The organism is Limnohabitans sp. Rim8 (assembly GCF_943326455.1).
GTDB lineage: Bacteria > Pseudomonadota > Gammaproteobacteria > Burkholderiales > Burkholderiaceae_C > Limnohabitans_A.
In genome coordinates, this window is the sequence record NZ_CALPTI020000018.1 from 1 (window position 1) to 21,370 (window position 21,370).

The following is a 21,370-nucleotide window of genomic DNA, read 5'->3' on the forward strand; positions in this document are numbered from 1 at the left end:
ATTGCTGCAACTGCTGATCAGCGGTGTGGCCCAGGGCTGTATTTACGGACTCATTGCCCTGGGTTTCGTGCTGATTTACAAGGCCACCGAAACGGTGAGCTTTGCCCAGGGCGACCTGATGATGGTGGGCGCCTTTTCGGGCTTGGCCGCCATGACGCTGCTGGGTTTCCCATTCTGGATTGCCGTCCCCTCTGCCATTGTGGCCATGGGCATTTTTGGCGTTTTGCTCGAACGTTTGGTCATCCGACCCATCCTGGGTCAACCTGCTTTTTCCATCGTGATGCTGACCATTGGCGTGGGCTATGTGCTACGCGGTTTGATTACCATGATTCCCGATGTGGGTACCGACACCCACACCTTGCCTGTACCCTATGCGGGCGAAGTTTTGCGCTTAGGTGGTCTGGTCATTGCGTCAGAGCAATTGGTGGTGATCGGTGCCACCGGCATTTTGTGCCTGGGCCTGTTTGCCATGTTCAAGTACAGCAAGCTGGGCATCGCCATGCAGGCGGCCTCGCAAAACCAATTGGCCGCTTATTACATGGGCATTCCGGTCAAGCAGATCAACGGCCTGGTCTGGGGCTTGGCGGCTGCTGTGGCCGCGGTGGCGGGCTTGCTCCTGGCCCCCATCACTTTTGTGCACGCCAACATGGGCTTCATCGGTCTGAAGGCCTTTCCGGCGGCGGTGGTGGGCGGTTTTGGCAGTTTGCCCGGCGCGATTGTGGGCGGGTTGGTGATCGGTATCGTCGAATCGCTTTCTGGCTTTTATTTGCCCGAAGGCTTCAAGGACATCGCGCCTTACATCGTGGTGTTGCTGATGCTGGTGCTCAAGCCCAATGGCTTGTTCGGCGAACAACTGCGCAAGAAAGTCTGAGGCTCCGGCATGCGTTTCATTTTCAAAACCGATTACAACCAAGATGTCAAACTGGCCAAGCACGGCGGCCATGTGTTCTGGTACAGCCTGCTGGGCTTGTTCCTCGTGGCTGCCCCCTGGATGGTGCCTGAATACTGGTTGGCCCAGCTGACCTTTGTGCTGATTTATGCGGTGGTGGGCTTGGGCCTGATGCTGCTGGCGGGCTTTACCGGCTTGTTCTCGCTGGGTCATGCCGCCTTTTTGGGGGTTGGGGCCTACACCCAGGCCGTCATGGTCAATGCCGGTGTTCCTTTTCCGCTGGCGTTGGTTTGCGCGGGGATGTTCTCGGCCATCGTGGGCATCATTGTGGGTTTGCCTGCACTGCGCGTCAAAGGCATTTACTTGGGCATGGCCACGCTGGCTTTTGGCTTCATTGTTGAAGAGGGTATGGCCCGCTGGGAAAGCGTGACGGGCGGCAACGCCGGTCTGATGGTCGGCTATCCCGCCATCGGCAGTTGGAAGCTGGACAGCACCGAATCGTTTTATTTCCTGTGTCTGGTCGTGACAGTGGGTGCTACTTTGGCCATCGTGAACCTGTTGCGTTCGTCCACCGGTCGTGCCTTTGTGGCCATCCGCGACTCCGAAATTTCTGCGCAAAGCATGGGCATTCACCTGGCGCGCTACAAGACGCTGTCCTTTGCCTTGTCGGCCGCGCTGGCGGGCATTGGCGGTGCTTTGTATGCGCACAAGATCCAGTTTCTCTCGCCCGAGCAGTTCAGCATCATCCAGTCCATTGACTTGTTGCTGATGGTGGTGATCGGCGGCTTGGGCTCGATCCATGGCGCCTTCTTGGGTGCGATTTTCCTGATCGTCATGCCGCAGCTGATTTCCATGGGCAAAGACTTTTTACCAGCCGCCATTGGTGGTGCCGCTGGTTTACAGGGCACGGTCTACGGCTTGGTGCTGATTGCCTTCGTGCTGTTTGAGCCCATGGGCCTGTATGGCCGCTGGCTCAAGGTGCGCACCTGGTTCCAGCTGTTCCCGTTTTACCGCCGTGGCCTGTTCAAGCGCCAAAAATCATTCCAGAAGTCGGACCGCCTGAAATGAACGCAGACATCCTTTTATCCGCCCAAGACCTGAGCGTGCGATTTGGTGGCGTGCTGGCCGTCAACAAGGTCAGCTTCGACGTCAAGCGCGGCGAAGTCTTCACCCTGATCGGCCCCAATGGGGCTGGCAAGACCACCGTGTTCAACCTGATCAGCCGCATTTACACCCCCACCACGGGTGTGATCGACTTCGCCGGGCCACAGGGCAAGGTGCGCCTGACGGAACAGCCGCCGCACCAGATTGCGGGGCTGGGCATCGCCCGCACCTTCCAGAACATCGAGTTGTTCGAACACGCCACCGTGCTGCAAAACCTTTTGATTGGCCGTCACACGCACCGCCAAACCGGCTTGTGGAGCGAGATGTTTTTCAGCGCCAAGACCCGCGCAGCCGAAATCCATGCACGTGAAAAGGTCGAAGAGGTCATCGATTTTCTGGACCTGCAGCACCACCGCGACTCTATGGTAGCGGGCCTGCCTTATGGTGTGCGCAAAGTGGTCGAACTGGCCCGCGCCCTGTGCACCGAGCCCAAGTTGCTGTTGCTGGACGAACCCTCTTCGGGCCTGAACGTCGAGGAAACCGACGACATGGCGTTCTGGATCTCGGACATCAAAAATGAGCTGGGCATCACCGTGCTCATGGTCGAGCACGACATGAGCTTGGTCTCCAAAGTGTCTGACCGCGTGCTGGCCATGAGTCAGGGCGAAGAACTCGCCACAGGTTCCCCCAGCCAGGTGCAAAGCGACCCTGGCGTCATCGAGGCCTATTTGGGCTCGGTGGACGATGTTTCCGCCTTGCGCCGTGAAAACTACGTGCCCGGAGGTGCCGCATGAGCGCAGCCACACAGACTATGAATTTGGCGCCCGAGGCTGCTGATGACAAGGTCATGCTCAAGCTGCTCAACGTCGAGAGCGCCTATGGCCCAATCAAGGCGATTCGCGGCGTGAGCCTGCAGGTGCGGCGCGGCGAAATCGCCACCGTGCTCGGCTCCAACGGCGCGGGCAAGACCACCATCTTGAAAACCATCAGTGGCATCATCGACCCGCGCAAGGGCTCGATCGAGTTCAAGGGCCAGAGCATCACCGCGCAAGATCCAGCCATCATCGTGCAACGCGGTCTGATGCATGTGCCCGAAGGGCGCGAGGTGTTCCCGCTGCTGTCCATCCGCGACAACTTGCTCATGGGCGCCTACACCCGCAAGGACCGCGATGGCGTGGCACGCGACATGGAAGCTGTGTACAACTACTTCCCCATCCTGCGCGAGCGGGCTGCACAAGACGCGGGCTTGTTATCGGGCGGTCAGCAGCAAATGCTAGCGATCAGCCGGGCGCTGATGGCCAACCCCGACCTGATCTTGCTGGACGAGCCCAGCTTGGGCCTGTCCCCAAAGCTGACCAAAGAGATTTTTGAAATCGTGGTGCGCATCAACCGCGAGCGCGGCACCACCATTTTGCTGGTCGAGCAAAACGCCAACATGGCGTTGAACGCTGCAGACTATGGCTACGTGTTGGAGAATGGCCGCATCGTGATGGAAGACACCTGCGCCCGTTTGCGTGAAAAAGAGGACATCAAGGAGTTCTATTTGGGGATGAAGGAAGAGGGCGTGCGCGCCGACCGCCGCTGGAAAAAGAAGAAAACCTGGAGATAAAACATGAGCCAACTCTGGGACACCTCCGGCATTGCGCCGCAAAAAAATGTCGTCATGGCAGGAGAGACCATCCCCGCCATTTTTTGGAATGCGGTGGCCGCACGCGGCCCCAATGTGTGGATGCGCCAAAAAGAACTGGGTATCTGGCGCAGTTGGACATGGGACCAGACCGCCCTGGCCGTGCGCGAGATCGGCCACGGCCTGATGACGTTGGGCTTTGAGGCGCGGCACACCGCCTCCATCCTGTCCAACACCAACATCGAGTGGGTGCTGTGCGATCTGGCCGTTCTCAGTGCCGGTGGTGTTTCCAACGGCATCTACCCCACCGATGCGGCTGAGCAGGTGCATTACCTGTGCGAAGACTCAGGCACCCGCGTGCTGTTTGTCGAAAACGACGAGCAGCTCGACAAGGCCCTGGCCGTGCGTGACACCTTGCCCTTGCTGCAAAAGATAGTTGTGTTCGACATGGACGGCCTGCGTGACTTCCACGACCCGATGGTCATCAGCCTGAAGCAGCTGCAAGCCTTGGGCCGCGAACACGCCCAGCAACACCCCGACATGCTCAAGCAGCGCAGCGCTGCCTGCAAACCCGAAGAGCTGGCCATTTTGGTGTACACCTCAGGCACCACAGGCAAGCCCAAGGGCGGCATGCACAGCCACCACGGGCTGGTCTACACCGTGCGCGGTTACAACACCTTGATTGCCCGCGACGAGCGTGACGAGTGCATGTGCTTTTTGCCGCTGTGTCACATCGCTGAGCGCATGGGGGGCGAATATTTTTCGATGTACACCGGGGCCAAACTCAACTTTGTGGAGAACCCCGAGACGGTGCCTGAAAACGTGCGCGAAATCGCGCCCACCGTGTTCACCGCCGTCCCTCGCGTTTGGGAGAAGTTCTACTCTGGCGTGATGATCGCGCTCAAGGAAGCCGGGGGGCTTCAGCAAGCCACATACGCTTGGTCCATTGGCGTGGGCCACCAAGTGGCCGATCTGGTGTTGGCGCAAAAACCGGTGCCAGGCAGTTTGAAGTTGCGCTTTCATGTGGCCCGAATGCTGGCGCTGAACAACGTGCGCAAGATGATTGGCATCCACCGCGCTCGCTTTTTGGTCACGGGTGCCGCGCCCATCTCGCCCGATCTGGTGCGCTGGTTCTTGGCATTGGGCTTGCCTATGCTGGAGGTTTGGGGCATGACCGAGACTTGCGGTGCCGCCACGGGCGTGCCTGCTGACCGCATCAAGCCTGGGTCGATTGGACCGGCGGCTGAGTACAACGAAATGCGACTGGACCCGGTGACCGGTGAAATTTTGGTGCGTGGTCCCAACGTTTTCATGGGCTACCTGAACCTGCCCGAAAAAACCGCCGAGACCATCGATGCTGACGGCTGGCTGCACACGGGTGATGTGGGGGTGGTGGATGAGGAAGGGTTTTTCCGCATCACGGACCGGATGAAAGACATCATCATCACGGCTGGCGGCAAAAATATCACCCCCAGCGAGTTGGAAAACGAATTGAAATTTTCGCCCTACGTCACAGACGCGGTGGTCATTGGCGACAAACGTCCCTACCTGACCGTGATCGTCATGATCGACCAGGAGAACGTGGAGAAATACGCACAGGACAACGATGTGCCTTTCTCCAATTACGCCAGCCTCACGCACAGCGCCGAGGTGCAAAACCTGATCCAGTCCGAAGTGGATCGGGTCAACAAAAAATTCGCGCGCGTCGAGCAGATCAAGAAATTCTGGTTGCTTGATACGCAGCTGAGCGCCGAAGACGAAGAACTGACCCCGACCATGAAGCTCAAGCGCAAATTGGTCGAGAAAAAATACGCGCCGCAAATCGAGGCGATGTACCGCTGATTCACTTTACCCTTTTCTACAACAGGAGACCTGCACTATGAAAATCAAACTCAGCCTCGTCGCCGCTGCGATGGTCTTGACCGCTGGTGCGGCCATGGCCCAGACGCAAGGCGTGTCCAAAAACGAAATCACGCTTGGCTCCATCCAGGATTTGTCGGGCCCACTGGCTGGCTTTGGCAAGCAAGTGCGTTTGGGCATGATGCTTCGCGTGGACGAAGCCAATGAGCAAGGCGGCATCAACGGCCGCAAGTTCAAGTTGCTGGTCGAAGACTCTGCCTATGACCCGCGTCGCGCGGTGCTGGCTGCGCAAAAACTGGTCAACCAGGACAAGATCTTTGCCATGATCGGTCACATTGGCACGGCGCAAAACATGGCCGCCATGCCGGTGCAGTTCCAGAAGAACGTGATCAACTTCTTCCCCGTCACCGCCGCGCGTGAAATGTACGAGCCCTTCCACAAGCTCAAGTACTCGTTTGCCGCCACCTACTACGACCAGATGCGCTTGGGTTTGCCGATTTTGGTGAAAGAAAAGAACGCCAAACAAATCTGCGCCATGCACCAAGACGATGAATTTGGTCTGGAAGTGTTCCGTGGTGCCGAAGAAGGCTTGAAGTCCATTGGCATGCAGTTTGCCGAAGTCACCACCTACAAGCGCGGCGCCACCGACTTTGCTTCGCAGATGCAAAAACTGGCCTCGTCCAAGTGCGACTTTGTGGTCATGGGCACCATCATCCGCGAAACCATTGGCGGCATTGCAACGGCCCGTCGTTTGGGCTTTAACCCCACCTTCCTGGGTTCAAGCGCGGCCTACACCGACCTGATCCACAAGTTGGGCGGCCCCGCTATGAATGGCTTTTACGCCACCATGTCGACCCAGCACCCCTACCTGGACGAGGCAGCACAGCCCATCCGCTTCTGGGCCAACAAGTACAAGACCAAGTTCAACGAAGATCCGACCGTGTTCTCGGTCTATGGTTACAACGCCATTGATTCGTTCTTGCGTGCGGTTGAGAAATCCGGTGCCAACGTGACCACCGAGAGCATCATCAAGGCCATGGACACCATGGTGATCCCGCCTGACATGTTCGGAACTGGCGAGATGACCTTCGGCCCCACCAAGCGTCTGGGCAGCAATGCATCGCGCATGTCTCAGATCACCGATGGCCGTTGGAAGGTCACATCCGGCTACTTTTCAGACAAGAAGTAAAAAAACCGCTTCAGCGGATTGGAAACCGCCAAAACCCTAATGGGTTTTGGCGGTTTTTTTATGGCTTTTGACAAAAGCGAAGCGCAAGCATTCAGCCCATTGCATGCTGTTCATGAGTCATTCAAAAATCAGTTTAATATTCCCTTTTTTCCGAAGTAAAAACCTATTTTATTCAGACATTAATTTCAGTTTCTGCCCTAGACTTCAGCCCTTGCATGACCCGCAAAAGTTGGTGAACTGAGGCAGTGGTGTGGACGGGTCATCACAACAAACTGAAAGGTGTTTATGGAAACCGTGGCTCCCTTGTGGCTGTGGGTAACGTTTGTGGCCATTGTGTTGGCGTCGCTCTTTGTGGATTTTGTGGTGTTGAAAAAGCAAGGCGCACACGACATCGCCGTTAAAGAAGCGCTCAATTGGTCGCTGATCTGGATCGCCTTGAGCTTTTTGTTCAACGGCCTGTTTTGGTGGGCCATCAAGGACACCACGGGTTCGGTCGAATTGGCCAACACCAAGTCGCTGGAATTCCTGACCGGTTACCTGATTGAAAAATCACTGGCCGTGGACAATATCTTTGTCTTCTTGCTGATCTTCACCTATTTCGCCGTACCTTCGCAATTCCAAAAGCGCGTTCTGATGATCGGCATCATCGGGGCCATCGTACTGCGGACCATCATGATTTTGGTAGGTGGCTGGTTGCTCCAGCAGTTCCATTGGATCTTGTATGTGTTTGGTGCTTTCCTGATCCTCACTGGCGTGAAGATGTGGTGGGCAGCAGGTCAAGAGCCTTCGTTGGACGACAACCCCGCGCTCAAGTTGTTGCGCAGGATCTTGCCCGTCAGCAAAAACTACGACGGTGAAAAGTTCTGGACCATCGAAAACGGTCAGAAAATCGCGACACCTTTGTTCATGGTGATTTGCTTGATTGCTCTGACCGACGTGATCTTTGCGGTGGACTCCATCCCCGCCATCTTCGCCATCACGACCGACCCCTTCATCGTGTTGACCAGCAACGTGTTCGCTATATTGGGTTTGCGCGCCATGTACTTTTTGCTGGCAGCTGTGGCCAGCAAGTTCCACCTGCTGAACTACGGTTTGGCGGTCATTCTGGTCTTCATTGGCACCAAGATGTGCCTGATCGACGTCTTCAAAATCCCGGTGGGCATCTCGCTGGGTGTGGTGGTGACGATTTTGGCGATCACCATGCTGCTGAGCGTGCGTTCGTCTTCCTCATCGTCTTCGTCCAAACCATAAGGGCCTTGGGCCATTCCCGGAGTTTCAACCGGGAATGGCCGGTATGCCAAGGCCAGCCTTCAATGGGCGCTGAGGGTGCTGGCCAGCAGCAAACGTTGCACCAGAGGGTGTTGCACTTTCTTTTCGGTGCCGATGGCATAGAAGTTTTCCTTCACGCCCTCGCAGTCCCCAAGTTTTTGCACCGCGTAGTGCGCCAGCAATTCGTCGTGGATGCATTCGGCGGCCGGGAACACGCCCATGCCGCTTTCTCCAAAGGTCTTGAGCAAGGCGCTGTCTTCGAACTCGCCCACGATGCGCGGGCGAATGCCGTGGTGTTCAAACCAGTGGTCCAAGCGCGTGCGCACGGCGGTGTGTTCGGTGGGCAGCAGCACGGGCACTTCGGCCAGACTGGCAGGGAATGTTTTGCGCGCTGCTTTCACCAGCGATGCGCTGCCATACCAAGACACGGCCGATGAGCCCAAGGCATGGTTGTAAAGCTTGAGGTTGGCATTGGTGGGGGCCGGGCGGTCCGACAGCACCACATCCAAGCGGTGTAGCGCCAGATCACCCAACAATTCGTCAAACTCCCCTTCATGGCACAACAAGCGCAGGTGTGGCTCACCCATGACCGGTTGCATCAACTGGCGTACCACCAGTTTGGGCAAACCATCCGAGATGCCAGCAGCCAAGCGCACCGTGGGTGAGCTGACGGCGTCGCGCACTTTCGAGGGCAGATCCTCACCCAGCTGAAAAATTTGATCGGCCTGTTGCATGGCAGCCAGGCCTGCATCGGTCAAGACCAGCCCACGCCCTGCTGGCTTGAGCAAGGCATAACCGAGCGATTTTTCCAATTCACGCACTTGCGCGCTCACGGTTTGCACTGCCATGTCGAGCTTGTCGGCCGCCCGCGTGATGCCTCCTTCCTTGGCCACGACCCAAAAGTAATACAAGTGTTTGTAGTTGAAGGGCGATTTCATGCTTAGCTTTTGTGAGAGTATTTTTCTTAAATTATCTGATTTTTTATGAGTCAAAAAAGGGGCCAAAGGATGAGCCGCTATCAGAAAAAACCCTAATGTGCGGGGAGTTCGTTTGCGAACTGCTTAGCAAACATTAAGCCGAAACTGACGTTAAAGATGGGTTTTGTCCGGATGAGGTCTACTTGTCAGGGTTACGGCGACGGGCGTTATGGCGACAGTGACCGCGATCACTACAAAAGCAAGAAGCTCTGGCTGCACGACATTTTGACTCAAGCCCAGAGTGTTGCAGGTGACCTGTCCCGAATAGGCCAGTGGTGTTGAGCTTGTGCGGTTAGATTGTGCTCAAGCACAACCGACTGCACACCATGAACCTCTTGACCGCACTGCGCCCGGGCTTGCCCATCCTGATCGGCGCTGCGCTGATGTTGTCGGTCAGCATGGGTTTGCGGCAAAGCCTGGGTGTGTTCATGCCGGCCTTGACCAAGGACATCGGCATTTCAGTGTCCGAGTTCACATTGGCCATTGCGGTGCAAAACCTGGCCTGGGGATTTCTGCAGCCCTTTGCCGGGGCGTTGGCTGTGCGCATCGGGTACCGACCCCTCATGATGACCGGTGCTTTGCTGTACATCTTGGGCATGACTTTGCTGTGCCTGGCCCAGGGCTTGCTGGGCGTGATTTTGGGCGCTGGTCTTGCCATTGGTGCGGCCATGGCCTGCAACGGATCTGCCATTGCCATGGCTGTGGCCTCCAGACCGGTGTCGCCTGCCTTGCGCAGTACGGTGCTGGGCATCGTGTCCGCCGCAGGTTCTTTGGGTGCCTTGATGGCGGCGCCTATCGGTCAGCTGCTGTCGCAGGACTATGGGTGGCGTGTGGGCGTGGGCGGTTTCGTCATCATGGCGCTGGTCATCTTGCCTGCAGCCTGGTATGCCGGACGGGTGGACGCCTTGCCGGTGCCGCCTTCACCGCATGGCGAAAAAGACAATGCCCTCGACATGGCCCGGTTTGCCTTGAAACACCCGCCTTTTGCGGTGATGACACTGGCCTATTTTGTGTGTGGCATGCAGCTGGTTTTTTTGACCACACATCTGCCGTCCTACCTTGATTTGTGCGGCATGGACCCGATGCTTAGCGCCCAAGCGCTGGGCATGATTGGTGGCTTCAACGTCTTGGGCAGCTTGTTTTTCGGTTGGGCGGGTGGACGTTACAACAAGCTGCTGCTGTTGGGCAGCATTTATGTGCTGCGCTCATTCGGTCTGGCCTGGTATTTTCTGTCGGTGCCAACGCCTGAGAACACGCTGGTGTTCGCCGCCATCATGGGTTTTTTGTGGCTGGGTGTGGCACCCTTGGTCACCGGCTACATCGGTGAAACCTTTGGCCTGCGCTGGCAAGCCATGCTGGGTGGCATCGCTTTCATGAGCCACCAGCTGGGCAGTTTCATGGGGGCTTTGGGGGGCGGTCTGGTGTTCGATGCCATGGGTTCGTACAACCGGGCTGTGCAAGTGGGCGTGCTGGTGGGTTTGCTGGCCGGCATGGTGCAAATGGCTTTTGCGTTTCGCTCCGAGTTGCCCCCTGGCCAGTCCAGACTTGCCTGATTCGCACCGTTTGAGCGTGGTCTGAGCCAAGTCTCAAATGCCCAGCTGCTTGGCCGCCAGCTCTTTCATGATGTCTTCAGCCCCGCCGCCAATCATCATGACCTTGACTTCGCGGTACACCCGCTCGCTCACGGTGCCGCGCATGTAGCCCATACCGCCCAACAGTTGCACGGCGGCATCGGCGCAGTGCTGCAGGGTTTGGGTGGCGTGGTTTTTGAGCAGGCAAACCTGGGCCACCCACTCGGCACCGGTCTGGCCCGCATCGGCCGACTGCGTCACGACATCGACCCAAGCCTGGGTGGATGAAATGCGCATTTGCATGTCCATCAGTTTGTGGCGGACCGCTTGGCGTTCGATCAACGCAGCGCCAAAGGTGTGACGTTGGCGACTCCAAGCCAGAGCTTCGTCAAAGCACGCCTGCGCAAAACCCAGCGCCATGGCCGACATGGCCAGGCGCTCGCCGTTGAAGTTGCCCATGATCATTTTGAAGCCTGCGCCTTCTTCGCCTAAGCGGTAACGCTGGGGCACGCGCACGCCCTCAAAGCGCAGTTGAGCGGTGTCTGAGCTGTGCCAGCCCATTTTGTGCAGGCGCGTGCGTGAGATGCCGGGTGTATCACCTGGCACCACGACCATGGAAATGCCGCTGGCGCCCCTGCTGGCCACATCAGTCCGCACGGCCAGCGTGATCCAATCGGCGCGCAAGCCCGAGGTGATGAAGACTTTCTCGCCGTCGATCACATAGTCCGCGCCATCGGCACGCGCCGTGGTGCGCAGCCCGGCCACGTCGGAGCCGCCGCCTGGCTCAGTGATGGCGAGTGCAGCAATGCGCTCGCCGCGCAGCACGGGGGGGACCACTTCGACCTGCAATTCGGCGTTGCCATGCGCCATGACTGGGGGCAGGCCGATGTTGAGCGAGAACAGGCTGGCCATTACGCCGCCGCTGCCGCCATAGCGGGCCAAGCTTTGCGACAGCAGGTTGCGCGCACGCCAAGGAGCGGGTGTGCCGCCCAGGTGTTCGGGGTAGCCCAGGCCCAGCAGGCCCAGCTCGGCGGCTTGGGTGTAAAGCGAACGGTCAAATTGACCGGCTTCTTCCCAGGCGGGCACATGCGGGGCGATGGCATGACGGGCAAAGCGCTCCACCGTGGCCTGCAGGCTTTGCAGATCTTCGGTGGTGAAATCGTTGGTGAATCCAGCTTTGTTCATGCAGCGTCCTTCCATTGCACCAGCACTTGGCCGGGGCTCACTTGTTGGCCCACGCTGGCCGAAAGGCTGTGCACCAACGCATAGCGTGGGGCGCACAAGATGTGTTCGAGCTTCATGGATTCGATCACCAGGACGGCATCTCCTTGTTTGACTGTTTGGCCTTCTTGCACATGCAGCGCGATCAGCTTGCCGTTGAAGGGCGCACGCAAAGACTGCGCGGCTTGTGTGCTGGCGCCTGTGTTGGGAGCGCTGTGGCTTTGGTCGCTCAGCCATAGCTCAAAGCTTTCGGGGCCATGCAGCTGCACATGCCACTGCACAGCGTAGGCTGTGCCCCAGCACGCCACGATGCGGGCATGCCAGCGCTGGCCGTTCAGGTCGATGTGCAGCGTCTCAGCGCTGCGCGTCACGTGGGCCTGGTGTGTGGCCTGGCCTGTTTGAATGCGCACTTGTCCCTGGCCCAGCTCCTGCAAGTTCAGCGAGAAGGTGTCCGCACCCATGCCCATGCGCACCGGCCGCGTGAACGGACTGGGTATGGCGTGTGCAGGCGCTTGGTTGGCATACAACACAGCCAGCGTGGCCACGGTGCGGGCTTCGCTCGTGGCTTGCAGACTGTGGCGCACGTTATCGGCCGCCTCGGCCAAGAAGGGAATCAAGGCCTCGCCCGCACGGAACACTGGGTGCTTCAAGCACGCGGCCAAAAAAGCACGGTTGGTGGGCAGGCCTAGCACGGCGGTTTGGTCCAAGCCCTTGCGCAGGCGGTCTATGGCTTGCGCGCGGGTGGGCGCGTGAGCGATCAGCTTGCCCAGCATCGAATCGTAGTGCGGCGTGACCACCATCCCCGCGTGTAGCGCATGGTCAAAGCGTAAATCTGCAGGTGCTGCAAAGGCCTGCACCGTTCCAGTTTGCGGCGTGAAATGTTCGTCTTCGGCGCACAAGCGCACCTCGATGGCGTGGCCTTGCAGGTGTACATCGGCCTGCGCCAAGGGCAGAGACTCGCCGCGTGCGATGCGCAACTGCCATTCGACCAGGTCCAGACTCGTCAGCATTTCGGTGACGGGGTGCTCCACCTGCAAGCGGGTGTTCATCTCCATCAAATAGAAGGGCTTGTCTGCTTGCTGGTTCGTTGGCGTCTCGTCCAGCAAAAATTCCACCGTGCCCGCGCCCACATAGCCCGCCGATTGCGCCAGCGCGATGGCCGCTTGCCCGAGTTGCTCACGCAGCGCAGCACTCACGGCCGGGCTGGGGGATTCTTCGATGATTTTTTGATGCCGCCGCTGCACCGAGCAGTCGCGCTCGCCCAAGTGGATGCAGTGGCCTTGTGTGTCGGCCATGATTTGCACCTCGATGTGGCGGGGGCGCAGCAAGGCGCGCTCCATCAGCAAGTCGCCGTTGCCAAAACCGGCCAGCGCTTCGGAGCGGGCGCTGTGCAGTGCGGGCAGCAGTTGCGCCATGTCGGTCACCAGGCGCATGCCGCGCCCGCCGCCGCCGGCCACGGCTTTCACCATCAGCGGCAAACCCAATTGCTCAGCCTGTGCGGTCAAGGTGGCATCGCTTTGGTCCGCGCCAAAGTAGCCCGGCAAACAAGGCACGCCATGTTTCAGTGCCAGCGCTTTGGCGGACGATTTGCTGCCCAGTTCGCGGATGGCTGCAGGCGGTGGCCCGACCCAGGTCAGGCCTGCGTCGATCACCGCTTGCGCAAACTCGGCGTTTTCGCTCAAAAAGCCATAACCCGGGTGCACCGCATCGGCCCCGGTGGCCTGCGCGGCGGCCAGCAGTTTGTCGATGCGCAAATACGAGTCGGCCGACAAGGTGCCGCCCAAAGCGAACGCGGTGTCGGCTTCTTGCACATGCAAGGCGTCGCGGTCGGCGTCGGAATAAACCGCCACCGTCTGGATGCCCATGTGGCGGGCTGTGCGGATCACCCGGCGGGCGATCTCGCCCCGGTTGGCGATCAACAGACGGGTGATGGTGTTGGTCAAAGGGGCGGTCATGCGGTGTCCTTGCCAGAATGTGTCCAGGGCGCGGGCTGTTTGCGTGCAAACGCGGCCAAGCCTTGGGCAGCCTCGGTGCTGCGCAAGCTGTGTGCAAAGGCCTGCGCTGCGGCATCGCGCACATCGGGCACCGGGCCGCGCAGTTGCCGCAGCAGTTGTTTGGTGCTGGCCACCGCGCCGGGTGCTGAACGCATGAGGCGCGTCAGCGTTTTTTGCCGGGCTTCATCGGTGTCTTGTTCGATCACCTCGTTCACCAAGCCCACTTGCAGCGCTTGCGCTGCGGTGTAGCTCAGGCCTTGCAACAGACATTGGCGTGCAGCACTTTCGCCCAGACGTTGCCATACAAAAGGCGCAATCTGTGCGGGTGGTAGGCCCAGCGTGACCTCGGGTGTGCCCAGCACCGAACGCGCTGTGGCCACCACATGGTCGGCGCAGCACACCAGGCCAAAGCCGCCGCCCATGGCCGCGCCGTCCACCCGGCACACCAAGAGCTGGGGCAGGGCGCTCAAGGCATGGAGCAGGTCGCCAAAGCCTCGGTTCATGGCCAGCAGCGGGTCGGTTTGGCCCGCTTGCAGGGGGTGGCCGATCAGGTTGGCAAAGCCACCCAAACTGCCGCCTGCGCAAAAAGCGCCCCCCGCGCCTGTCAACACCACGATGCGCAGCGAGCTGTCTTGAACGGCCCGCTTGCAGGCTTGCAGCAAGCCGTCCACGATGGCATTGCTCAAGGCGTTGCGTGTGGCCGGATCGTTCAGGGTCCAGGTCTCGACCGCGCCCTGGCGTTCGATCAACAAAGCGCTGCTCATTTTTGCGGCCGCTTGGCAATGCCCATCATCTTGGCCAGTATGCCCAGCATCACCTCGTCAGCGCCGCCGCCAATCGAGGCCAGACGCCCATCGCGGTACATGCGCGAGACTTTGTTTTCCCAGGTGAAGCCCATGCCGCCCCAGAACTGCAAGCAGGTGTCGGGCACGGTGCGGTTCAAACGACCTGCTTTGAGCTTGGCCATGGTGGCCCACTCGGTCACGTCTTCGCCCGCGATGTAATGTTCGCAAGCCTGGTAGGTCAGGGCGCGCAGGCATTCGATGTCGGCCTTGAGTTCGGCCAGCTTGAACTGCACCCACTGCTGGTCGGCCAAGGTGCTGCCAAACAGCTTGCGCTCTTGCGCCCATTCCACCGTCCACTGGATGCAGTTGGTGAGCGACTGAAGCGTGCTGGCGGCACACCACAGGCGCTCTTCTTGGAACTGTTGCATCTGGTAGATGAAACCCTGGCCCTCGGCTCCGATGCGGTAGCGCTGCGGCACACGCACTTCGTCAAAATAAATCAAGCCCGTATCGCTGCTGTTCATACCAATTTTTTTGATCTTCTTGCCCACCTCGATGCCGGGCAGCAACTTGCCGTTCTCGCGCATGGGCACCATGACCAAGCTTTTGTTCTTATGGATCGGCCCTTCACCCGTGTTGACCAGCATGCACATCCAGTCGGCCTGCAGGCTGTTGGTGATCCACATTTTTTGACCACTGATCACGTAGTCGTCACCATCTTTGCGGGCCACGGTTTTGATGCCCGCCACATCGCTGCCTGCGCCCGGCTCGCTCACACCAATGCAGCCCACCATGTCGCCCGCAATGGCCGGGGCCAAAAATTGCGCCCGCAATTCGTCGCTGCCAAAACGCGCCAAGGCAGGCGTGGCCATGTCGGTTTGCACGCCAATGGCCATGGGGATACCGCCGCAATCGATGTGCCCCAGCGCCTCGGCCATGGCCACGCTGTAGGAATAATCCAGACCCGCACCGCCATAGGCCTCGGGCTTGGTCAGGCCCAAGAGACCCAAGTTCCCCATCTTCTTGAAAACCTCGTGCGCCGGAAAGATCTCGGCCGCTTCCCACTCATCGACATGGGGGTTGATCTCGGCCTCGATGAAGCGCTTGAGCGTGTTCTGGATCTCGCGGTGTTCGTGGGTGTATTGCATGGTGTGTCTCCGTTGGGCTTGTTTCACATGCGCGCCACGCCAAACGTGCTGGCGCGGGGTTGGCGGGCGGTCGCTTCAAAGCAGGTGTCTAGGCAAAAGCTCAGCACGCTGCGGGTGTCACGCGGGTCGATCACGCCGTCGTCCAGCACCAGGCCGCTGGTGTAGAAGGCATCGGCTTGCGCTTCAAACAAGGCCACGATCTTGTCGAACTGGGCCTGCATCTTGTTGGGGTCGGGTGTGATGCCTTTGCGGGCCATGCCGGCTACTGCCACGATCTGCATGGTGCGTGCGGCTTGCTCGCCGCCCATCACCGCTGTTTTGGCCCCCGGCCAGCTGAACAAAAAGCGCGGTGCATACCCCCGGCCGCACATGCCGTAATTGCCCGCACCAAACGAGGCGCCGCACTGGATGGTGATTTGCGGCACGGTGGCGCTGGTCACAGCCTGGATCATTTTGGAGCCGTGCTTGATCATGCCGCCTTGCTCGCTGTCTTTGCCGACCATGTAGCCGGTGGTGTTTTGCAGGTAAATGATGGGATGACCCAGCTGACACATCCACTGGATGAAGTGCGTGGCCTTGTTGGCCCCGGCCACATCGATCGGGCCGTTGTTGCTGATGATGCCCACCGCATGCCCGCCGATGCGGGCTTGTGTGCACACCGTGGCCGCGCCGACAAGCGGTTTAAATTCCAGAAAATCCGAGTCGTCCACCAGCCGCAAGATGACTTCGCGCATGTCGATCGGTTCGCGGTGGTGGGCGGGCATCAGGCCCAGCAGATCTTCGGCGTCAAAGCGCGGGGGCTTGGCCTCTCGCTGTGCCTGGTGCGCCGCCCAGTCCCAACGCGCCACCACATCGCGGGCCGTGCCCAGCGCGTGGCGGTCGTCTTCACACAGGTACTCGCCCAGGCCCGACACGCTGGTGTGCATCTCTGCGCCGCCCAACTCTTCTTCGCTGGCCACTTCACCGGTCGCGGCTTTGAGCAAAGGCGGCCCGGCCAGAAAAGCCCGCGACCTGCCACGCACCATGATGACCGTGTCACTCAAGCCCGGCATGTAAGCCCCACCTGCGGTACCCGAGCCGTGTTGCACCGTGAGCACCGGCAAGCCGGCCGCCGACAGGCGTGCCAAGTTGCGGAACAGACTGCCGCCCAGTACAAAGCCCTCGACCTTGTACTGCATCAGGTTGGCTCCGGCGCTTTCGACCAGGTGCACAAAAGGCAACTTGTTTTCGAGGGCCAACTCTTGCACGCGCAAAATCTTTTCCAGGCCGCGTGCCTGAATGGCGCCGGCCTCGATGCCTGAGTCGCTGGCCACCACCATGCAGCGCACGCCGTTGATGAAGCCAATGCCCGCGATCATCCCGCCGCCGGGCACCGACTTGGTGGGGTCGGGCGTGTCTTGCATGAAGCCTGCCAGAGCGCACAGGGGCAAGAAGGTCGCACCGGGGTCGAGCAGCAAGGCCACGCGCTCACGCGGCAGCAACTGCCCGCGTTTGTCGAACACCGGTTTCGATTGGGCCGAGGCCTGCGCGGCCCGCTCTTGCAAAACTTGCCACTGCGCCAGGCGGGCCAGTGCCGCTTCGCGCCGTTTTTGTGCCACGGGGCTGTGCGGGTTCCAGGTGGATTCAAACGTCATTGGAATACCTTGGGTGTGACGGCGCGGTGAAAGCCGTCAAAGGCTTTGACGGCGTCGCGTGTTTGCACATCGGGCTTGGCCACACTTTGTTGCCAGCCCATGCGCATTTGGGGGCGGGCACCATCCACGCGCAGCACGGAGCCGCTGATGAAGCTCGCGGCGGGTGACAACAAAAACACAATCGCAGCCGAGGTTTCGGCTTCGGTGCCAAAGCGGCCTTGCGGCACCGTGTTGCGCATGGCGCGCAGCATGTCTCCAGCCTCGGGCGGGTAGTGGTCCATGCCGCTGCTGGCGATGTAACCCGGTGCCACGGCGTTGACGCGCACGCCTTGTGCGGCCCATTCAAGTGCGGCGGTTTCTGTAAAACTGACCATGCCCGCCCGCGCTGCGCCGCTGTGGCCCATGCCGGGCATGGAGCCCCACATGTCGGCCACGATGTTGACCACCACGCCGCCGTGCTGTTGCATGCTTTGGTTGAAGCACTCGCGTGCCACCAAAAAGCCGCCCGTCAAGTTGGTGTCGATGACGGCTTGCCAGCCTTTGGCGCTGGTCTTGGCCAGGGGCGAGATGTATTGCCCGCCCGCGTTGTTGACCAGGCCGTGGATGCGGCCGTGTTGCTGCACCACCTGCGCGACCATGGCTTTCACATCGTCCTCGCGCCGAATGTCGCAGCTGTGCCAACTGGCTTGCCCACCGTCACCCACGATCTCTTGCGCGGTGGCTGTCAGTTTGTCGGGGTTGCGACCGACCAGCACCACATGCGCGCCCAGACTGGCCAGCTCGTGCGCGGTGCAGCGGCCAATGCCCGAGCCGCCACCGGTGACCAGGATGACTTGTCCGCGCAGCAGATCGGGTGCAAAGACGGATTGGTAAGGTGTGGCGGGGTTCATGCAGGGGCTCTCAAAAACAAGGCCAGTGCGGCCTCGGTCAAATCGTCCAACGAGGCGCGTGGAAGGCTATTCCGTGCTGTTTGGGGTGCTGCTTTGGAAGCACGATTGGCAGCTGTGGTGTTGAATTTGGGGTCATGCGGCTGGTACCACTGCACTGCCCAATTCAAAGCGCCAAAGATCATCAGTCGGGCCAAGCCCACAGGCGCTTGCAGTTGCCCGCTGCCATGCAGGGTTTGCAGCACAGGCGTCCAGACGGCTTCGTAGTCGTCCTTGATTTGCGTGATGGTCTGGCGCTGCTCGTCATTGAGTGAGCGCCATTCGTAGAGCATCACCGGGATGAAATCGCTGTCCGGCCCCAGCAGCACATCGAACTGGTTGCGGATCAGGGCGCGAAGTTGTTCGCGTGGGGTCAATTCATCGGCCAGACCCGCGAAAGCGGCTGTTTGCCGTTGGCTGGCTTGCTTCATTCCTTCTACCATCACCGCCAGCAGCAGGTCTTGCTTGTTGCCGAAGTGGTAGAAGGGCGAGCCCGGCTGCATGCCCACCAGCGCTGCGATTTCGCGCGTGCTGGTGGCGTCATAACCCTTGCGGTGGAACAGCTGCGCCGCCGCCGAGATGAGCGCCTGACGCCGGTTGCCATCGTCGCGCTCGTCCTCAGTTTTGCGCGGGCGACCGCGTGCGCGTTTGGGTTCAGCCAACTCAACCATGCGATCAGCGGCCTGCCAAACCCATGCTGCGCGAGATCACTTCTTTCATGATCTCGTTGGTGCCGCCATAGATGCGTTGCACGCGCGCGTCGGCATAGGCGCGGGTGATGGGGTATTCCCACATGTAGCCGTAGCCGCCGTGCAGCTGCACACACTCGTCCATCACCTTGCATTGCAGGTCCGAGCACCAGTACTTGGCCATGCTGGCCGTGGCGGTGTCGAGCTTGTCTTGCAGCAACAGTTCGCTGCACTTGTCCACAAACACGCGCGCCACCTGCACCTCGGTTTGCAACTCGGCCAGGGTGTAGCGGGTGTTTTGGTAATTGCCCACCGCCTGTCCAAACACCTTGCGGTCCTTCACGTACTGCACCGTCCAGTCGATGGCCGCTTGCGCCGCAGCGATGCCACCAATCGCGATTTGCAGGCGTTCCCAAGGCAGCTGCTCCATCAGGCAAATGAAGCCCTTGCCTTGCATGGCCGTGCCGCCCAGCAGCTGGTCGGTGCTGACCTTGACGTTGTCAAAAAACAGCTCCGAGGTGTCTTGTGCCTTGAGACCCAGCTTCTTCAAGCGCTTGCCTTTTTCGAAGCCGGGCATGCCGCGTTCGATCAAAAACAAGCTGGTGCCTTTGGCGCCTGCTGCCGGGTCGGTTTTGGCCACCAAGATCACCAAATCGGCGAGCCAGCCATTGGTGATGAAGGTCTTGCTGCCATTGATCAGGTAAGTGCCGTCGGGCTGTAACAGGGCGGTGGTTTTGACGCCCTGCAAGTCGGAGCCTGCTGCCGGTTCGCTCATGGCAATCGCGCCCACCATCTCGCCACTGGCCAGCTTGGGCAGGTATTTTTGCTTTTGCGCCTCGGTGCCGTAATGCAGGATGTAAGGGGCGACGATCTCGCTGTGCAGGCCGTAGCCAATGCCCGAAAAGCCTGCGCGTGAGAGTTCCTCCATCTGCACCACCGAATACAGCTTGTCGGCGTCTGAACCGCCATAGGCCTCGGGCAAGGTCATGCACAAAAAGCCGTTTTCACCGGCTTTGTCCCACACCGCGCGGTCCACATAACCTTGCTCTTCCCAGGCGTCGTGGTGGGGGGCTATTTCCTTGTCCATGAAGCGGCGAAAGCTGTCGCGAAAAGCTTCGTGATCGGCGTTGAAAAGTGTGCGTTCGATCATGGGTGTCACCTGTTGGACTGAAGAGGGAGGATTTATACAAAGCGTTTGCTTGGTAAAAGTCTATACTGTTTAAAAACCCCCGCAACACAGGGCAAACCCCCTGATGACCCCCAGGAGACAGCATGAGCGAAGCATTTGTTTATGACGCCATACGCACACCGCGTGGCAAAGGCAAAAAAGACGGCAGCCTGCACGAAGTCAAACCCATCAGCCTGCTCTCAGGCGTGTTGCGTGAGCTGCAAAGCCGCAACCAGTTCGACACCGCTGCGGTGGACGACGTGGTCATGGGCGTGGTCTCGCCGATTGGCGAGCAGGGCTCGGTCATCCCCAAAGTGGCGGCGCTGGCGGCCGGTTGGGACTGGCGCTGCTCGGGTGTGCAGCTCAACCGTTTTTGCGCCTCAGGCCTGGAGGCGGTCAACACCGCCGCCATGAAGGTGCGCAGCGGCTGGGAAGACCTGGTGGTGGCCGGGGGCCTGGAGAGCATGAGCCGCGTGCCGATTGGTGCGGACGGCGGGGCCTGGGCACAAGACCCCGAGACCAACAGCGCCACGCTGTTTGTGCCGCAAGGCATTGGCGCCGACCTGATTGCCACCATGAGCGGCTTCACACGCCTCGATGTGGACGCCTTCGCGGTCGAGTCGCAAAAGCGCGCCACGGCAGCGCGTGCGGCGGGTTACTTCGATGGCTCGGTCGTGCCGGTCAAAGACAAGCTGGGCCAGGTCATCCTGGCGCAAGACGAATTCATCAAACCCAGCACCACGGTGGAAACACTGGGCGGCCTCAAGGCTTCGTTTGAACAACTCGGCGCCATGGGCTTTGACGCGGTGGCCTTGCAGCGCTACCCACAGGTCGAGCGCATCCACCATGTGCACCACGCGGGCAACTCGTCTGGCATCGTGGACGGCGCAGCGGCGGTGCTGATCGGCTCTGAGGCCGCGGGCAAAACGCATGGCCTGACACCCCGCGCCCGCATCGTGTCGGTGGCTTTGTCGGGGGCTGACCCGACCATCATGCTCACCGGCCCGATGCCGGCTGCGCGCAAGGCCTTGGCCAAAGCGGGCCTCACGATTGACCAGATCGATTTGTTCGAAGTGAACGAAGCTTTTGCCGCCGTGCCGATGAAGTTCATGCAAGAGATGCATGTGCCGCACGACAAGGTGAATGTGAACGGCGGCGCGATTGCCATGGGCCACCCGCTGGGGGCCACGGGCGCGATGATTTTGGGCATCCTGATCGACGAGCTGCACCGCCGCAAGTTGCGCTACGGCTTGGCCACTTTGTGTGTGGGCGGTGGCATGGGCATTGCCACCATCGTTGAACGCGTTTGACCGGGGAAA

Annotated in this window: 18 protein-coding genes; 9 read left to right on the plus strand and 9 right to left on the minus strand. The window is 60.0% G+C overall.

Annotated features, from left to right (window positions below):
* Position 1 precedes the first annotated feature (1 nt).
* The 7 genes from Q1M54_RS11825 to Q1M54_RS11855 all read left to right on the plus strand — a co-directional run bounded on the left by Q1M54_RS11825 (position 2) and on the right by Q1M54_RS11855 (position 7,920).
* Complete coding sequence (locus Q1M54_RS11825) at positions 2 to 871, plus strand: branched-chain amino acid ABC transporter permease (RefSeq protein ID WP_300557427.1); 870 nt, start codon at positions 2 to 4, stop codon at positions 869 to 871.
* A 9-nt stretch (positions 872 to 880) separates the two neighbouring features.
* Entirely contained in the window at positions 881 to 1,957 is a 1,077-nt protein-coding gene (locus Q1M54_RS11830) for a branched-chain amino acid ABC transporter permease (RefSeq protein WP_300557429.1), read from the plus strand.
* Positions 1,954 to 2,787: an ABC transporter ATP-binding protein gene (locus Q1M54_RS11835; protein ID WP_300557431.1), complete on the plus strand. Its 834-nt coding sequence runs from the start codon at positions 1,954 to 1,956 to the stop codon at positions 2,785 to 2,787. The genes Q1M54_RS11830 and Q1M54_RS11835 overlap by 4 nt, the downstream gene beginning before the upstream one ends.
* A complete protein-coding gene (locus tag Q1M54_RS11840; RefSeq protein WP_300557433.1) occupies positions 2,784 to 3,602 on the plus strand; it encodes an ABC transporter ATP-binding protein in 819 nt (272 codons plus the stop codon). The genes Q1M54_RS11835 and Q1M54_RS11840 overlap by 4 nt, the downstream gene beginning before the upstream one ends.
* A 3-nt stretch (positions 3,603 to 3,605) precedes the next feature.
* Complete coding sequence (locus tag Q1M54_RS11845; protein ID WP_300557435.1) at positions 3,606 to 5,462, plus strand: long-chain fatty acid--CoA ligase; 1,857 nt, start codon at positions 3,606 to 3,608, stop codon at positions 5,460 to 5,462.
* A gap of 37 nt (positions 5,463 to 5,499) precedes the next feature.
* Complete coding sequence (locus tag Q1M54_RS11850; protein WP_300557437.1) at positions 5,500 to 6,669, plus strand: ABC transporter substrate-binding protein; 1,170 nt, start codon at positions 5,500 to 5,502, stop codon at positions 6,667 to 6,669.
* Between the two features lie 285 nt (positions 6,670 to 6,954).
* Positions 6,955 to 7,920, plus strand: a complete 966-nt coding sequence (locus tag Q1M54_RS11855; protein WP_300557439.1) for a TerC family protein — start codon at positions 6,955 to 6,957, stop codon at positions 7,918 to 7,920.
* A 59-nt stretch (positions 7,921 to 7,979) separates the two neighbouring features.
* On the opposite strand, the gene Q1M54_RS11860 is transcribed toward Q1M54_RS11855, so the two are convergent.
* On the minus strand, positions 7,980 to 8,876 hold the full coding sequence (locus Q1M54_RS11860) for a LysR family transcriptional regulator (protein WP_300557441.1): 897 nt from the start codon (positions 8,874 to 8,876) through the stop codon (positions 7,980 to 7,982).
* A 365-nt stretch (positions 8,877 to 9,241) separates the two neighbouring features.
* Here Q1M54_RS11860 and Q1M54_RS11865 point away from each other — a divergent pair, with 365 nt between their 5' ends.
* A complete protein-coding gene (locus Q1M54_RS11865) occupies positions 9,242 to 10,468 on the plus strand; it encodes an MFS transporter (RefSeq protein ID WP_300557443.1) in 1,227 nt (408 codons plus the stop codon).
* 33 nt (positions 10,469 to 10,501) lie between these two features.
* Here the strand turns inward: Q1M54_RS11865 and Q1M54_RS11870 are convergent, their stop codons facing one another.
* The 8 genes from Q1M54_RS11870 to Q1M54_RS11905 are packed head-to-tail and all read right to left on the minus strand — an operon-like array spanning position 10,502 to position 20,033.
* On the minus strand, positions 10,502 to 11,671 hold the full coding sequence (locus tag Q1M54_RS11870; protein WP_300557445.1) for an acyl-CoA dehydrogenase family protein: 1,170 nt from the start codon (positions 11,669 to 11,671) through the stop codon (positions 10,502 to 10,504).
* Positions 11,668 to 13,662 (minus strand): biotin carboxylase N-terminal domain-containing protein, encoded by a 1,995-nt coding sequence (locus Q1M54_RS11875; RefSeq protein ID WP_300557447.1) that lies wholly within the window; start codon positions 13,660 to 13,662, stop codon positions 11,668 to 11,670. Before Q1M54_RS11875 ends, Q1M54_RS11870 begins: the two co-directional genes overlap by 4 nt.
* A complete protein-coding gene (locus Q1M54_RS11880) occupies positions 13,659 to 14,465 on the minus strand; it encodes an enoyl-CoA hydratase-related protein (RefSeq protein ID WP_300557449.1) in 807 nt (268 codons plus the stop codon). Before Q1M54_RS11880 ends, Q1M54_RS11875 begins: the two co-directional genes overlap by 4 nt.
* Positions 14,462 to 15,634 (minus strand): acyl-CoA dehydrogenase family protein, encoded by a 1,173-nt coding sequence (locus Q1M54_RS11885; RefSeq protein WP_300557451.1) that lies wholly within the window; start codon positions 15,632 to 15,634, stop codon positions 14,462 to 14,464. The genes Q1M54_RS11880 and Q1M54_RS11885 overlap by 4 nt, the downstream gene beginning before the upstream one ends.
* Positions 15,635 to 15,657: 23 nt before the next feature.
* Positions 15,658 to 17,268 (minus strand): carboxyl transferase domain-containing protein, encoded by a 1,611-nt coding sequence (locus Q1M54_RS11890; RefSeq protein ID WP_300557453.1) that lies wholly within the window; start codon positions 17,266 to 17,268, stop codon positions 15,658 to 15,660.
* Positions 17,265 to 18,158, minus strand: a complete 894-nt coding sequence (locus Q1M54_RS11895; protein WP_300557455.1) for an SDR family oxidoreductase — start codon at positions 18,156 to 18,158, stop codon at positions 17,265 to 17,267. Before Q1M54_RS11895 ends, Q1M54_RS11890 begins: the two co-directional genes overlap by 4 nt.
* Complete coding sequence (locus tag Q1M54_RS11900; RefSeq protein ID WP_300557457.1) at positions 18,155 to 18,865, minus strand: TetR/AcrR family transcriptional regulator; 711 nt, start codon at positions 18,863 to 18,865, stop codon at positions 18,155 to 18,157. Before Q1M54_RS11900 ends, Q1M54_RS11895 begins: the two co-directional genes overlap by 4 nt.
* A gap of 4 nt (positions 18,866 to 18,869) precedes the next feature.
* Positions 18,870 to 20,033 (minus strand): acyl-CoA dehydrogenase family protein, encoded by a 1,164-nt coding sequence (locus Q1M54_RS11905; RefSeq protein WP_300557459.1) that lies wholly within the window; start codon positions 20,031 to 20,033, stop codon positions 18,870 to 18,872.
* Positions 20,034 to 20,155: 122 nt separating this feature from the next.
* On the opposite strand from Q1M54_RS11905, the gene Q1M54_RS11910 reads away from it, so the two are divergent.
* Complete coding sequence (locus Q1M54_RS11910; RefSeq protein WP_300557461.1) at positions 20,156 to 21,361, plus strand: acetyl-CoA C-acetyltransferase; 1,206 nt, start codon at positions 20,156 to 20,158, stop codon at positions 21,359 to 21,361.
* Positions 21,362 to 21,370: the final 9 nt, after the last annotated feature.

Coding starts and splice junctions, on each gene's coding strand:
- Q1M54_RS11835 (WP_300557431.1), top strand. CDS start 1,954: ATGAACGCAGACATCCTTTTATCCGCCCAAGACCTGAGCGTGCGATTT.
- Q1M54_RS11840 (WP_300557433.1), top strand. CDS start 2,784: ATGAGCGCAGCCACACAGACTATGAATTTGGCGCCCGAGGCTGCTGAT.
- Q1M54_RS11870 (WP_300557445.1), bottom strand. CDS start 11,671: ATGAACAAAGCTGGATTCACCAACGATTTCACCACCGAAGATCTGCAA.
- Q1M54_RS11860 (WP_300557441.1), bottom strand. CDS start 8,876: ATGAAATCGCCCTTCAACTACAAACACTTGTATTACTTTTGGGTCGTG.
- Q1M54_RS11830 (WP_300557429.1), top strand. CDS start 881: ATGCGTTTCATTTTCAAAACCGATTACAACCAAGATGTCAAACTGGCC.
- Q1M54_RS11855 (WP_300557439.1), top strand. CDS start 6,955: ATGGAAACCGTGGCTCCCTTGTGGCTGTGGGTAACGTTTGTGGCCATT.
- Q1M54_RS11845 (WP_300557435.1), top strand. CDS start 3,606: ATGAGCCAACTCTGGGACACCTCCGGCATTGCGCCGCAAAAAAATGTC.
- Q1M54_RS11910 (WP_300557461.1), top strand. CDS start 20,156: ATGAGCGAAGCATTTGTTTATGACGCCATACGCACACCGCGTGGCAAA.
- Q1M54_RS11905 (WP_300557459.1), bottom strand. CDS start 20,033: ATGATCGAACGCACACTTTTCAACGCCGATCACGAAGCTTTTCGCGAC.
- Q1M54_RS11895 (WP_300557455.1), bottom strand. CDS start 18,158: ATGAACCCCGCCACACCTTACCAATCCGTCTTTGCACCCGATCTGCTG.
- Q1M54_RS11865 (WP_300557443.1), top strand. CDS start 9,242: ATGAACCTCTTGACCGCACTGCGCCCGGGCTTGCCCATCCTGATCGGC.
- Q1M54_RS11885 (WP_300557451.1), bottom strand. CDS start 15,634: ATGCAATACACCCACGAACACCGCGAGATCCAGAACACGCTCAAGCGC.
- Q1M54_RS11890 (WP_300557453.1), bottom strand. CDS start 17,268: ATGACGTTTGAATCCACCTGGAACCCGCACAGCCCCGTGGCACAAAAA.
- Q1M54_RS11880 (WP_300557449.1), bottom strand. CDS start 14,465: ATGAGCAGCGCTTTGTTGATCGAACGCCAGGGCGCGGTCGAGACCTGG.
- Q1M54_RS11900 (WP_300557457.1), bottom strand. CDS start 18,865: ATGGTTGAGTTGGCTGAACCCAAACGCGCACGCGGTCGCCCGCGCAAA.
- Q1M54_RS11850 (WP_300557437.1), top strand. CDS start 5,500: ATGAAAATCAAACTCAGCCTCGTCGCCGCTGCGATGGTCTTGACCGCT.
- Q1M54_RS11875 (WP_300557447.1), bottom strand. CDS start 13,662: ATGACCGCCCCTTTGACCAACACCATCACCCGTCTGTTGATCGCCAAC.